At 57.0% G+C, this 13,057-nt stretch carries 12 protein-coding genes; 7 read left to right on the forward strand and 5 right to left on the reverse strand.

All coding sequences use genetic code 11. The annotated features are described in order from the left end of the window. Window positions 1–3 precede the first annotated feature (3 nt). Window positions 4–2,727, reverse strand: a complete 2,724-nt coding sequence (gene mgtA / locus AAF463_RS14665) for a magnesium-translocating P-type ATPase (RefSeq protein WP_110868283.1) — start codon at window positions 2,725–2,727, stop codon at window positions 4–6. A gap of 806 nt (window positions 2,728–3,533) precedes the next feature. Here mgtA and AAF463_RS14670 point away from each other — a divergent pair. The 6 genes from AAF463_RS14670 to speG are packed head-to-tail and all read left to right on the forward strand — an operon-like array spanning window position 3,534 to window position 9,058. Further along, window positions 3,534–5,102: an ABC transporter substrate-binding protein gene (locus tag AAF463_RS14670; protein ID WP_101763445.1), complete on the forward strand. Its 1,569-nt coding sequence runs from the start codon at window positions 3,534–3,536 to the stop codon at window positions 5,100–5,102. Further along, window positions 5,102–6,154, forward strand: coding sequence for an ABC transporter permease (locus tag AAF463_RS14675; protein ID WP_280171995.1), 1,053 nt, complete (start codon window positions 5,102–5,104; stop codon window positions 6,152–6,154). Before AAF463_RS14670 ends, AAF463_RS14675 begins: the two co-directional genes overlap by 1 nt. After that, complete coding sequence (locus tag AAF463_RS14680; RefSeq protein ID WP_101763443.1) at window positions 6,151–7,008, forward strand: ABC transporter permease; 858 nt, start codon at window positions 6,151–6,153, stop codon at window positions 7,006–7,008. Before AAF463_RS14675 ends, AAF463_RS14680 begins: the two co-directional genes overlap by 4 nt. Continuing rightward, complete coding sequence (locus tag AAF463_RS14685; protein ID WP_350261000.1) at window positions 6,998–7,831, forward strand: ABC transporter ATP-binding protein; 834 nt, start codon at window positions 6,998–7,000, stop codon at window positions 7,829–7,831. The genes AAF463_RS14680 and AAF463_RS14685 overlap by 11 nt, the downstream gene beginning before the upstream one ends. Next, on the forward strand, window positions 7,824–8,516 hold the full coding sequence (locus AAF463_RS14690; protein ID WP_137386313.1) for an ABC transporter ATP-binding protein: 693 nt from the start codon (window positions 7,824–7,826) through the stop codon (window positions 8,514–8,516). The genes AAF463_RS14685 and AAF463_RS14690 overlap by 8 nt, the downstream gene beginning before the upstream one ends. Beyond that, entirely contained in the window at window positions 8,513–9,058 is a 546-nt protein-coding gene (speG, locus tag AAF463_RS14695; protein ID WP_008101618.1) for a spermidine N1-acetyltransferase, read from the forward strand. The genes AAF463_RS14690 and speG overlap by 4 nt, the downstream gene beginning before the upstream one ends. Before the next feature lie 102 nt (window positions 9,059–9,160). Here the strand turns inward: speG and AAF463_RS14700 are convergent, their stop codons facing one another. From AAF463_RS14700 to AAF463_RS14715, 4 genes are all read right to left on the reverse strand, one after another. Next, a complete protein-coding gene (locus AAF463_RS14700; RefSeq protein ID WP_008101619.1) occupies window positions 9,161–9,580 on the reverse strand; it encodes a hypothetical protein in 420 nt (139 codons plus the stop codon). A gap of 84 nt (window positions 9,581–9,664) precedes the next feature. After that, window positions 9,665–10,600: a homocysteine S-methyltransferase gene (gene mmuM / locus AAF463_RS14705; protein ID WP_350261001.1), complete on the reverse strand. Its 936-nt coding sequence runs from the start codon at window positions 10,598–10,600 to the stop codon at window positions 9,665–9,667. Then, window positions 10,590–12,005 carry an S-methylmethionine permease gene (gene mmuP, locus AAF463_RS14710; RefSeq protein ID WP_350261002.1) on the reverse strand — a complete coding sequence of 472 codons (1,416 nt, stop codon included), beginning with the start codon at window positions 12,003–12,005 and terminating at the stop codon, window positions 10,590–10,592. Before mmuP ends, mmuM begins: the two co-directional genes overlap by 11 nt. Before the next feature lie 133 nt (window positions 12,006–12,138). Further along, on the reverse strand, window positions 12,139–12,477 hold the full coding sequence (locus tag AAF463_RS14715) for a DUF2002 family protein (RefSeq protein WP_008101622.1): 339 nt from the start codon (window positions 12,475–12,477) through the stop codon (window positions 12,139–12,141). Between the two features lie 150 nt (window positions 12,478–12,627). On the opposite strand from AAF463_RS14715, the gene AAF463_RS14720 reads away from it, so the two are divergent. Next, window positions 12,628–12,948, forward strand: a complete 321-nt coding sequence (locus AAF463_RS14720; protein ID WP_008101623.1) for a DUF883 family protein — start codon at window positions 12,628–12,630, stop codon at window positions 12,946–12,948. The last annotated feature ends 109 nt before the right edge of the window (window positions 12,949–13,057 follow it).

Consider the following 13,057-nt stretch of genomic DNA (forward strand, 5'->3'; position numbering starts at 1 on the left):
TGTTTAAAACCACTGACCAAAGCGCTTGATGTAGAGCATTTTCATGCCCTGCGCGACCACGCAATAACCGAGCAGCGTTGCCACCAGCCATGGGAAGTAAGACCATGGCAGCGGCACCAATCCCACCATCGCGCCCAGCGGTGAGAACGGCAGCAGAATGCCGGCGATCATCACACACGCAGTGGTCAGCAGCACCGGCAGCGCCGCACGGCTCTGGATAAACGGAATCTTTTGCGTGCGCAGCATGTGCACCACCAGCGTTTGCGACAGCAAGCCTTCAATAAACCAGCCGGACTGGAACAGCGACTGCATTTCTGGCGTATTCGCCGCGAACACATACCACATCAGCGCAAAGGTGGTGATATCGAAAATCGACGACGTTGGCCCAATCCACAACATAAAGCGTTTGATATTACGCGCGTCCCATTTACGCGGCTTACGCAGGAACTCGCGGTCCATTTTGTCCCACGGCAGTGCCAGCTGGGACAGATCGTACATCAGGTTCTGAATCAGCAGATGAATCGCCAGCATCGGCAGGAACGGAATAAAGGCGCTCGCCACCAACACCGAGAACACGTTGCCGAAGTTCGAGCTGGCGGTCATGTTCAGGTACTTAATGATGTTGCCGAAGGTTTCGCGTCCCTTCATTACGCCCTCTTCCAGCACCATCAAATCTTTTTCCAGCAGGATGATATCGGAGGACTCTTTAGCGATGTCCGCCGCGCTATCAACGGAAATCCCGACATCAGCATCACGCAGCGCCGGCGCATCATTAATCCCGTCGCCAAGGAAGCCAACGGTGTGGCCCTGCTGCTGTAGCGCGCGCAGGATGCGTGATTTCTGCAGCGGCGTGAGTTTAGCGAATACCGCACTCTGTGCGGCGGCGTCTGCCAACTGCTCGTCGCTCATCAGGGCAATTTGGTCGCCGGTGACGATCGCGCCGCTGTCGATGCCAACCTGCTGGCAAATGCGCGCGGTCACCACCGGATTATCACCGGTCAAGACTTTGACGCTAACGCCATTGTCGCGCAGCGCGCCGATGGCTTTGGCGGCGCTCTCTTTCGGTGGATCGAGGAAGGTCAGCAGCCCTTCTACCGTTAAGCCTTGCTCATCCGCCACGCTCAGCGGCTGCTGTAAACCCGGCTCCGCCAGCACGCGGCTCGCCACCAGCAGCACGCGGAAACCCTGCTCATTGTATTGATGTGCCAGCGCCAGCAGTTCTGCACGACGCGTTTCGTTCAGCGGCTGCACCAGTTTGCCTTCACGCTCGGCAGTCGCGATGCTAAGCATCTCTTCTACCGCCCCTTTGCAGATCAGCATCTGTTGATTGAGACGACGATCGCGCACCACCACCGAGACGCGACGGCGAATGAAATCAAACGGCAGTTCATCCACTTTGATATAGGTATCGCTCACCGCTTCGCTGACGCGGTTTTTGCCGTACTGCAAAATGGCGCGATCCATCAGATTCAGCGTGCCGCTTTGATAGTGGCTGTTAAGCCAGCTCAGCATCAGCACGCGTGAGTTCTCCACGCCAGCACAATCCAGATGATGCTCCAGAATGATGTTGTCCTGCGTCAGCGTGCCGGTTTTGTCGGTGCAGAGAATATCCATCGCGCCGAGGTTTTGAATCGCATTCAGACGTTTGACGATCACTTTACGCCGCGACATGGCGATGGCGCCTTTCGCCAGGTTGGAGCTGACGATCATCGGCAACATTTCCGGTGTTAAACCTACCGCTACCGCCAGCGCAAACAGTGAAGCATCCAGCCAGTCGCCTTTGGTTAGGCCATTAATCAGCAACACCACCGGTACCATCACCAACATGAAGCGGATCAGCAGCCAGCTCACGCTGTTGACGCCGCGGTCAAAGGCGGTTTGTGAGCGATTACCCACAATCGATTTCGCCAGGCTACCGAAGTAAGTTTCGCTGCCGGTTGCCACTACCACCGCTTTGGCGCTGCCGCTGGACACGTTGGTGCCCATCAGGCAGACGCTGCCCAGTTCCAGCAGCGATGTGCCCTGTTCGCTGGCACCGCTGCTTTTGCTGGTGACGTGGCCGGTGACGTCATACTTCTCAACCGGTAACGATTCGCCGGTCAAAATCGCCTGGCTGATAAACAGATCGCGTGAATCCAGCAGCCGCACATCGGCTGGCACCAAATCCCCCGCCGACAGATAGATGATGTCACCCGGCACCAGCGTGGCGATATCGACTTCCTGTTTGAGCGGCGCTTGCTGCGCTGACTCACGACGCAGCACCGTGGCGGTGGTGCGCACCATCGATTTCAGCGCCTGCGCCGCTTTATTGGTACGGAACTCCTGCCAGAAGCGCAGCAAACCGCTGAGCGTTACCATCGTCACAATGATGATGACACCGGTCAGATCGGTCTCCTCGCCGTTGCGCAGCGGCAGCCAGAAATCAGTGAAAAAGCTCACCAGCGCCAGCGCCATCAGGACATAGATAAACGGATTGTTGAATGCCTGCAGCAACTGCAACAACGCCGGTGGCGCTTTGTCGTGTTCGACCTGATTGCGGCCATATACATTCAGGCGCGCCTCGGCTTCACGTTCACTCAGGCCAAGCGCATCGCTGCGCAGACGCACCAGCGTTTCGTCGGCAGTAAAACCGGCTTCATCTTCAATCAGGTAACGCGGTGTTTTTTGACGCGGCTGGCGCGTGGTGTTCCAGGCTTTTTTGTCCTGGTTGAGTTTCATGTCAGTCATAGTGACATTCCTCTTTATTACGGCAATAAAAATCCCTGCGTGCGAGGCACACAAATTAAATTAACGGCAATGCGTTTGTTAAATTAAAAATAACCTGTCGGGAATTTCCATATCACCTCCCGGAAATTAAAGACGAAAAGAGTCGCTCGCAAAATAACGAGTAATAAATAAAGACGAAGGTAAACACCACGCAATCGAACAGCGAAAAGCCGTCTAATGTGCAGCGCTAATCAGCACGCTGAGGTTCAGCGCGCGTATCGAGGCGGAGGGAAAAGTGTGTTAAAAATCATGTGCATGATGATATCCCCACGGGCTTTGGCCCATTACAATGTCGTTTAAAGGGAACAATCATCAGAAAAGAGAGGATTGCTGCCCGCCGTGTTGGCAAGCAGCGACAAAAAAGTTCGCGCGTCAGCTTGCCTTGTGATGCCAACTAAAAGGGTGACTGTCCAACTGAACTCTCCTGCTTTGAAATTGCGGCCATTATATTCTGGCAAGTAACGAAGTAAAGTTAATTATCGGTTAGTCACCCATCATTTATATTCCGTTGCAGTTGAGTTGATATTACCTCACATGCACATTCCGTAGCGGCGTGATTAATCGCGCGATTTTGCGTTAACGATCCTGCACCCAAAGCCCGTCCACACATTGCGCAATGAATTGCGCCGCTACGGATTGTGCGGTTTTCCCTTATAACTGAACCATGCGTCTTAGATCATTAATGCATATGCATAGCCTGAAATTGACTATTCTTCACTGCTGCGCTCTCGTAAACTCGCGTTACTTTTTTTAGGCAAGGAAACAACATGAAAAAAATTATTCCATCACTGCTGGCGTTATCGCTGGTAGCCGCCTTCTCGGTTCAGGCAGCGACGCCGAAAGATACGCTGGTGATTGCCCAGTCTACCGATGATGCCGACAGCTTCGATCCCGCGCAGGGCTTCGAGCTCACCACGGTGCAAGCGTTCACTAACATTTATCAGCGCCTGGTTCAGTCCGATCCCACCAATCCAACCGATTTGCAGCCAACGCTGGCCACGTCCTGGCAAGCGGGCAGCGATAATCGCAGCCTGACGTTTGAACTGCGCAAAGGCGCTCAGTTCGCCAGCGGCAATCCGCTGCGTCCGGAGGATGTGATCTTCTCGCTGGGTCGCGTGGTGAAACTCAACCTCGATCCCTCCTTTATTCTTACCCAACTTGGCTGGAATAAAGACAACGTCGATACCTTCCTGAAAAAGGTTGATGACAACCACGTACAGATCAGCTGGAGCGCCAACGTCAGCCCGGCGTATGTGCTCAGCCTGCTCTCCGCGCCGGTCTCTTCGATTGTTGATGAGAAAACCGCGCAGGCCAACGCGAAGAACGGTGACTTCGGCCACGCGTGGCTCGGTACTCACTCTGCCGGTAGTGGCCCGTATCAGATTCGTAAAGTGGTGCTGCACGAAGCGATTCTGCTGAGCGCGAATCCAACTTCGCCTGCGGGTGCTCCGAAGCTGAAAAATATCCTGATCAAAAACGTTCCGGAACCGGCTGCACGTCGTCTGCTGCTGGAGCAGGGCGATGTGGATATCGCGCGTAACCTCGGTGCGGATCAAATCGCCTCGTTGAAAGGCAAAGCGGGCGTGAAGACCGAAGCGATTCCGATGGCGTCGCTCTACTACATTCAGTTCAACATCGGTGAAAACCCGGTGCTGAAGAACCCGGCGCTGTGGGAAGCAGCTCGATACCTATTCGACTATAAAGGTATCGCTAACGACCTGCTGAAAGGCCAGTTCGACGTGCATCAAACCTTCCTGCCGAAAGGCTTCCTCGGCGCAATCAACGACACGCCATACACTTACGATCCTGAAAAAGCCAAAGCGATTCTGAAGAAAGCCGGTCTGACCAACGTCAGCTTCACGCTTTCCACCAGCAACCAGCCGCCTTACCTCGATATCGCGCAGGCGCTGCAGGGTAGCTTTGCCAAAGGCGGCGTGAAAGTGGAAGTGCAACCTGGCCTGAGCTCTGAAGTCTCGACCCGCGTGAAGGCGCACAAATATGAAGCCACCCTGAACGCCTGGGGCGCAGACTATTTCGATCCCAACACCAACGCCGCGTCCTTCGCTTACAACCCGGAAGATGGCAGCAAAACCGTGGCTTACCGTTCTGACTGGCACATCCCGGAGCTGAACAAGCAAACGCTGGCCGCCACCGCCGAGAGCGATAACAACAAGCGCGTCGAACTCTATCAGGCGATGCAGCGTGAAGTGCTGAAGAACTCGCCGTACGTGATTGGCTTGCAGGCGAAAAACCTGATTGCGCTGCGCGACAATCTGCAAGGCTATGTGCAGGGCATCAACCCGGACATGGTGTATTACTCGCAGGTTTCTAAGTAATGGCAGTGTCAGCTTCACAGGCCGGGTTCGCCCGGCCACTTTGGCAACGCGTTAGCCACATCGTCACCAGCCTGCTCTCGCTGCTGGTGACGTTGGTCGGTTTGTTAGCGTTCACTTTTATGCTGTCGCACCTTTCGCCAGTCGATCCGGTGCAACAGATCGCAGGCGATCACGCCAGCGAAGCCACCTACGCGCAGGTGCGACACGATCTCGGTCTTGATCAGCCGGTGCTGGTGCAGTTCTGGCGCTATATCAGCCATTTGGCGCGCGGCGATCTCGGCTTATCGCATCTGACCAATCAACCGGTCAGCGCCGACCTGATACGCACCTTCCCGGCCACCATTGAGCTGGCCACCTGCGCGATGATTTTTGCCGCGGTGTTCGGCATTGCCTTAGCGCTGCTGGCGGCGTGGAAGCCGGGTAGCATCATCGATAACGTGGCGCGTTTTGTTTCGCTACTCGGCTACTCGGTGCCGGTGTTCTGGCTCGGCTTGCTGGGTTTGCTGCTGTTTTATGCCGTGCTGCACTGGTCCGCCGGACCGGGCCAGCTTGACGACATCTGGATCTACACGCTGGAGCCAAAAACCGGCTTTGTGCTAATTGATAGCTGGATGTCCGGTGATCCCGAGATGTTCCGCAATGCGATTGCCCACTTGTGGCTGCCGGTGGTGATTCTCGGCCTGCTGGCGATGGCGGGTATCACGCGCCTGCTGCGCGCGGCGCTGCTGGAAGAGAGCAGCAAAGAGTATGTGGTGCTGGCGCGTGCGAAAGGTGCCAGCCGTGGCCGCATTTTGCTGCGTCATATTTTCCCCAACGTGCTGGGCACGCTGATTACCGTTATCGCCCTCTCCTACGCCACGCTGCTGGAAGGTTCGGTACTGACCGAAACGGTATTTGCCTGGCCGGGCGTTGGTCGCTACATGACTAACGCGCTGTTTTCCTCCGATGTACCGGCGATTCTCGGCTCGACCTTGCTAATTGGCAGCTGCTTTATTCTGCTCAACGCGCTGGCCGATGCCCTGACCTGGTTAACCGATCCGAGAACCCGATGACTCAACAACTCTCTGAACTGGAAACGCTGCGTCCGCGCCGCCGCCGCGCGCGCGTGACCTCGCTTTCCATCGGCCTGACGCTGGTGCTGATTGTGGTGGCGATGGCGTTGTTCGCGCCATTGCTGGCGCCTTTCGATCCCAATGCGCAGATCATCTCCCAGCGTTTGCAGGCGCCGTCGGCGCTGCACTGGTTTGGCACCGATGGCTTTGGCCGCGATCTGCTGTCACGCGTGATTTATGGCGCGCGCCCCACGCTGCTGTTGGTGTCACTGATTCTGGTGCTGACCATTCCGGTTGGCCTGCTGGTCGGCATCACCGCCGGTTACGTGGGCGGCTGGACCGAGCGCGTGTTGATGCGCATAACCGATATCTTCCTGTCGCTGCCGAATCTGGTGATCGCGCTGGCGCTGGTCGCCATGCTCGGCCCCGGCTTGATGAATGGCGCACTGGCGCTGGCGCTCACCAGCTGGCCGCCGTTTGCCCGTCAGGCGCGCGCGGAAACGCTGGCGCTGCGCCGCAGTGATTATCTCGCCGCCGCGCGCATGCAGGGCATCACCGGTTTACGCCTGATGTTTGGCCACATTCTGCCGCTGTGTATGCCAACGGCGGTGGTGCGTGCCGCGCTGAGCCTCGGCGGAATCATTCTTTCAGCGGCGGGCCTCGGCTTCCTTGGCATGGGCGTGCAACCGCCTACCGCCGAATGGGGTTCGATGGTGGCAGAAGGCAGTAAAGTGATCTTCGACCAATGGTGGGTTGCCGCCGCACCCGGCGGCGCGATTCTGTTCGCCAGCCTGGCGTTTAACCTGACAGGCGATGGCCTGCGTGACCGACTGGATACTCGTCATGCCAAATGATCTGTTAATTGATGTACAAGGCCTGACGATTCGCAGCGATGATGCGCTGCTGGTCGATAACATTGGCTTCCAAATTGGCCGCGAGCGCGTGGCGCTGGTGGGTGAATCCGGTTCCGGTAAATCACTCACCGCACGTACGCTGATGGGCTTGCTGTCACCTTCGCTGCACTTGCAGGCCGATCGTTTGCAGATTGTCGACACCGATGCGCTGAGCCTACGCGAGCGTGACTGGATCCAGCTACGCGGCAGTAAAGTGGCAATGGTGATGCAGGATCCGAAATATGCGCTCAATCCCACGCGCACCATTGGCTGGCAGGTGGAAGAACCGCTGGTGCTGCACCACAAATTGAGCCGCGCTGAACGTAAAGAGAAAGTGTGCGAGATGCTGGATGCGGTGGGCTTGCCCGACCCGCGTCAGCTGATGAAACGCTATCCGCATCAACTTTCTGGCGGCATGGGGCAACGCGTGATGCTGGCGATCGCCCTGATCACCGATCCTGAACTGCTGATCGCCGATGAACCTACGTCGGCACTCGATCACGCGATGCGCGATCAGGTGCTGGCGCTAATTCGTCGTCTGGTTGAGCAGCGCAACATGGGTTTGCTGCTGATCAGCCACGATCTGCAACAGGTTTCCGAGCACTGCGAACGTGTGATGGTGATGTATCAGGGCCGCGTGCTGGATACCTTGCCGGCGTCCGAACTCTCCAACGCCAGCCATCCTTACACCAGCACCTTGTGGGCCTGTCGCCCGAGTAAAGCCACGCACGGCGAGCGTTTGCCGGTGCTGGATCGTGCCGCGCTGGAGAAGAATTATGATTGAGTTAGCGAACCTCAGCGTTTCGCACAAGCAAGGTTACGAGCTGCGCACCGTGGTGCACGATGTGTCGCTGCAGGTCGCGGCCGGTGAGTGTTTTGGTCTGGTTGGTCCGTCCGGCTGCGGCAAGTCGTCGCTGCTGTGGGTGCTGGCGGGATTGAATCCGCACTGGAGCGGCAGCATGTCGCTGGCGGGCACCGCCGTGCAGCCCGGCAAAGCGTTTACCGGCCAGCTGCGCCGCGATGTGCAGATGGTGTTTCAGGATCCCTACGCTTCGCTGCATCCGCGCCATCGCCTGCGTCGCACGCTGGCGGAACCGCTGAAAATGCTCAAACGTGATAACATCGACGACCGCATTAATGCCGGGTTCCGCCATGTCGGGCTCGATCCGGCGCTGGCGGATCGCTATCCGCATCAGCTTTCAGGCGGTCAGCGTCAGCGCGTAGCGATTGTGCGCGCCCTGCTGCTGGAACCCAAGATCCTGCTGCTGGATGAGCCGACCTCGGCGCTGGACATGTCGGTGCAGGCTGAGATCCTCAACCTGCTCAACGATCTAAAGCAAAAAGATGGTTTAACCATGGTGCTGGTCAGCCACGATCCGGATGTGATCGATCACATGTGCGATCGCGCGGCGCGTATGGCGCAGGGCCGCATCGTGGAGCAACATTCAACAACAAGGAACACCGTATGACGGTTAAGTTACGTCCGCTGGAGCGGGAAGATTTACGCTTTGTGCACCAATTAGATAACAACGCCAGCGTGATGCGTTACTGGTTTGAAGAACCGTACGAAGCGTTTGTCGAGCTTTCAGACCTGTATGACAAACATATCCATGACCAAACCGAGCGTCGCTTTGTGGTGGAGCATGATGGACACAAAGCCGGGTTGGTGGAGTTGGTCGAGATTAATCACGTGCATCGCCGCGCTGAGTTTCAAATCATTATCGATCCTTCCCATCAGGGCAAAGGCTTAGCCACCAAAGCGGCAAAGCTGGCGATGGATTACGGCTTTTCGGTGCTGAATCTCTACAAACTCTATCTGATTGTCGATGAAGAGAATAAGAAGGCGGTGCATATCTACACCAAGCTGGGATTTGAGGTGGAAGGCGTACTGAAGCACGAATTTTTCATCAACGGCGAATACCGCAACACCATCCGCATGTGCATTTTCCAGCAGCAACATCTGGCGCAGCATAAAAGCGCCAATGCGATGGTGAAGCCTACCGCGCAGTAACTCAAACTGTTGAATGATTTGTAGCGGCGCAATTAATTGCGCTGTTTTTTTTCGCGGTAAGATTGCGCAATAAATTGCGCCGCTACGATCGGTGCGGGCTTATTAACCCCGCGCGCCGACGACGTTCAGCTTCGGCTGTGGATGTTCTGGTTTGAGATCGTACATGCCGCCGTAGAAGGGATCGACCAGCAGCCAGCCGGGGAAGCCCAACAGCGGAATATTGCCGAGCAAATACCACAGATTGGCATTGGCCTCGATCGGCAAGGTTAGCGGCACGTAGCCCGGACTCTCCAGCATCACCTGATAGTGCTTCTTACCAAAGTAATTCCCGGTCGATTTCGCCAGCTCGACGGTTTGCGGCGTATAGCCCTGCGCCACTGCGCGGCCGGTCTCATCCTGCACGGTGAAACGCGCGCCTTGCGGCAGGGAGTCGATTTTCACCGGTTGCGTTTCAGTGCCGACAATGGTGGCGCAGCCGCTCAGCAGCAGCGCACAGGCAGGAAAAAGAGGTCGCAGGTTCATAGCAGGTCCGCTTCAGCATCAGATAGGACAGTGTAAACTGCCCTTCTGTGCTTAATCGCGCTATCACTGATGATTTTCTGCGCTTTATTGCGGTTGACAACAGGCAGCAATCGCCGCGATATCCTGCGGCGTGGTACGGCAGCAGCCGCCAATCAGACGTGCGCCCGCCTGCTGCCATTCAGCGAATTTGTCATGCAGCGTGCAGCCCGACGGCGCGGAGTGCCAGGTTTTGCTGCTGGCATCGTACTGCTCGCCGGAGTTCGGATAGACCAGCAGCGGCTTATCACACAGCGCCTGGAAGCGGCGCAGAGCGGGCGTTACGCTCTCCAGCGCCACGCAGTTGATGCCAACCGCCACCACCTGCGGTGCCGCATGCACCAGCTCAGCCACTTTGCTCAACGGCGTACCGTCGCTGATGTGTTCGGCATCGCGCAGGGTAAAGGAGAACCACGCGCTACTAGCAGGGAATTCAGCCAGTAAACTCACCAGCGCCTGCGCTTCGGCGAAGGACGGTAACGTCTCACAGGCCAGCAGATCGACACCCGCTTGCAGCAACGCCTTCACGCGCGGACGGTGGAACGCTTTCATCTCCTCTTCCGGCAGCGCGTAATCACCGCGATACTCCGCACCATTGGCCAGAAAAGCGCCATACGGCCCGACCGAACCGGCCACCAGCAAGGGCGCGGTGCTGGCGGAAGATGCGCGATAGTCATCACGCGCGCGCTGCGCCAGCTGTACGCTCTGGGTGATCAGTGCCAGCGCCTGCGCTTCATCTAAGCCGCGCGCGGCAAAACCCTGCGGCGTGGCCTGGTAGCTGGCGGTGATCGCCACATGCGCGCCGGCAGCAAAGTAGTCGTGATGCACCTGATAAATCAGCTCAGGATTTTCCATCAGCACTTTGGCCGACCACAGCGCATCGGCCAGATTGCAGCCGCGCGCCTCCAGCTCGGTCGCCAGCGCGCCATCCAGAATCAACGTGTCAGTTTGGGTTAGAGCCTGCGCGATAGGATTACGCGACATCGTTGGCCTCCTCAGCCTTAAGGGATGACTTGCGTCGTTGCGTGACATGGTATGCGGCATAGCAGAACAGCACAAACGGAATGCCGCACCACAGCGCAATACGCTGCGATGGATCGAATGCCAGTCCGACGCACGCCAGCAGGCATAACAGGAAGCCCAGAATCGGCGTCAGCGGATAGAGCGGCGCGCGATACGCCAGCTGTTGTAAGCTGCCGCCCGCCTGCAGATGGCGACGACGGAACACATAGTGCGAGGCGCAGATGCTGAGCCACACCGCCACCACGGCAAAACCGGAAATCGCCGACAGCGCCACAAACACTGTGTCCGGCGCAATCACACTGGAGAACAGCGCCAGCAAGCCGCCAATCATGCTCACGGTCAGCGCCAGCACCGGAATGCCACGACGGTTGACGCGCGCAAAACAGCGCGGCAGCGTCTTCTCATTAGCCAGCGACCACAACATGCGGCCAGAAGCATACAGGCCGGAGTTGGCGGCGGAGAGAATGGCGGTGAGGATCACGAAGTTGAAAATATCCGCCGCGTACGGGATGCCGATCTTTTCAAACACCAGCACAAACGGGCTTTTAACGATCCCGGCCTGATCCATCGGGATCAGCGCCGCCAGCACAAATACCGTGCCGATAAAGAAGATGATCAACCGTGCGACGGTGGTGCGGATCGCCAGCGGCAGCGCTTTTTGTGGCTGCTCGGTTTCACCGGCAGCGATACCGATCAATTCCGTGCCCGAGAAAGCGAAGTTGACCGCTACCATGGTCATCAGAATCGGCAGCGTGCCATGCGGCAGCCAGCCGGAAGCGGTGAGATTGTGTAATCCCGGCGCAGCGCTGCCGTCTTTCATCGGGATAAAACCAAAGATCGCACCCGCACCGAGAATGATAAAGGCGATGATGGTGATCACTTTAATGATGGAGAACCAGAATTCACCTTCGGCAAAAAAGCGCGTTGAGACGATATTCAGCAGATAAATAGCGATGCAGAACACCAGACACCACGTCCACACCGGCACGCTTGGGAACCAATACTGCATACAGAACCCGGCGGCGGTCAGGCTGGAACCCAGCGCCACCGTCCAGGTGAGCCAGTAAAGCCAGGCGACGGTATAACCGGTGGCCGGACTAAGATAGCGCGCGGCATATACGTGGAACGCGCCGGTTTCCGGCATCGCCACGGCCAGTTCGCCAAGACAGACCATCACCAGCCACACCACCAGCGCACCAATCAGATAGGCCAGCAAAGTGCCGGCTGCACCGGTGGTTGAGATGATGTAGCCGGTATTGAAGAACAGCCCGGTTCCGATCACACCGCCCAGCGACAGCATCACCAGATGCCGCACTTTCATGGTGCGCTTAAAGTTTTGCTGTGGAGGCGTATCCTGAGTTTGCATGATATTTATCCGTATGGACGTCTGAACATCTATATGGACACAAGGTTATACGCGTCAGCGTGCGGATTTGCAACGGGGCAGAAGGAGAGGATTGAGTCAGGGTTTGCGGCCCCGCATGAAACGGGGCGCAAGTTCAGGCGCCAAATACGCCCTGCAGATAACGCTCAAGCGCAACGCGCGAGCTGAAGCCGTGCGGAATGCCGTAATGCTCCTGCGAATCGCCCATTAAGTAGAGTGGGAATTGCGTGTAGTGATCGCAGGTTTTCATCTCTGAAGCCGGTTCAGCAAAGCTCTGGCTTTTCTCTTTCAGCGTCGGGTGAATGATTAAGGCGGTCCGTCCCATACGCGCTTCGCGATTGACGTACACATAGTTTTCGCCGCGACGATAACCGTAAATTTTTGGCGTTTGGGTATCCATTTCGAAGCCCACTTTCTCAAGTACGCGCGCTACCTCATCTGGTCGTAAATACATGCTTGCTCCTCTCTTCTCACAGCCCCGCAACCTTACAGCAGCAAGATGGCATGGGCATTCGGAATTTTCCCTAAAGCCTGGCACATCCCTGCGTTTAATCACGCTTCGTCTACACTAAGTATTACGTGTTAAATCAAAGGGAGCTAAAAAATGTTTAATCGAAGCGCAAAAAACGATGACATTGATATCAATCAGGATGTAAACGAACTGGCCGATTCGCTAGAGGCGTTACTTAAATCTTATGGCAGTGAAGCTAAAGACGAAGTTGATAATGCCCGTAGCCAGGCGCAGGCGCTGTTAAAGCAGACGCGTGCCAAACTGAGCGGCGGACAGAGTCGCGTATCGCAAGCGGCACGTGATGCGGGTACGCAGGTTGACGCCTATGTCCACGACAAGCCGTGGCACGGCGTGGGCGTCGGTGCGGCGATAGGTTTAGTGCTTGGCGCGCTGCTGGTATCTTCACGCCGATAAGCCTGTGTTCGTTGATGCAATGAGCCTCGCTGATGCGGGGCTTTTTTGTGGGCGCGAGATAGTGCGTGCTTTCCCTCACCCTAACCCTCTCCCGCAGGCGGGAGAGGGA

It is taken from the genome of Pantoea sp. BJ2, assembly GCF_040255075.1.
Classification (GTDB): domain Bacteria; phylum Pseudomonadota; class Gammaproteobacteria; order Enterobacterales; family Enterobacteriaceae; genus Pantoea; species Pantoea leporis.

Excerpts from the sequence above, each read along its gene's own strand:
- mgtA (WP_110868283.1), bottom strand. The coding sequence starts at position 2,727 with ATGACTGACATGAAACTCAACCAGGACAAAAAAGCCTGGAACACCACG.
- AAF463_RS14670 (WP_101763445.1), top strand. The coding sequence starts at position 3,534 with ATGAAAAAAATTATTCCATCACTGCTGGCGTTATCGCTGGTAGCCGCC.
- AAF463_RS14675 (WP_280171995.1), top strand. The coding sequence starts at position 5,102 with ATGGCAGTGTCAGCTTCACAGGCCGGGTTCGCCCGGCCACTTTGGCAA.
- AAF463_RS14680 (WP_101763443.1), top strand. The coding sequence starts at position 6,151 with ATGACTCAACAACTCTCTGAACTGGAAACGCTGCGTCCGCGCCGCCGC.
- AAF463_RS14685 (WP_350261000.1), top strand. The coding sequence starts at position 6,998 with ATGCCAAATGATCTGTTAATTGATGTACAAGGCCTGACGATTCGCAGC.
- AAF463_RS14690 (WP_137386313.1), top strand. The coding sequence starts at position 7,824 with ATGATTGAGTTAGCGAACCTCAGCGTTTCGCACAAGCAAGGTTACGAG.
- speG (WP_008101618.1), top strand. The coding sequence starts at position 8,513 with ATGACGGTTAAGTTACGTCCGCTGGAGCGGGAAGATTTACGCTTTGTG.
- AAF463_RS14700 (WP_008101619.1), bottom strand. The coding sequence starts at position 9,580 with ATGAACCTGCGACCTCTTTTTCCTGCCTGTGCGCTGCTGCTGAGCGGC.
- mmuM (WP_350261001.1), bottom strand. The coding sequence starts at position 10,600 with ATGTCGCGTAATCCTATCGCGCAGGCTCTAACCCAAACTGACACGTTG.
- mmuP (WP_350261002.1), bottom strand. The coding sequence starts at position 12,005 with ATGCAAACTCAGGATACGCCTCCACAGCAAAACTTTAAGCGCACCATG.
- AAF463_RS14715 (WP_008101622.1), bottom strand. The coding sequence starts at position 12,477 with ATGTATTTACGACCAGATGAGGTAGCGCGCGTACTTGAGAAAGTGGGC.
- AAF463_RS14720 (WP_008101623.1), top strand. The coding sequence starts at position 12,628 with ATGTTTAATCGAAGCGCAAAAAACGATGACATTGATATCAATCAGGAT.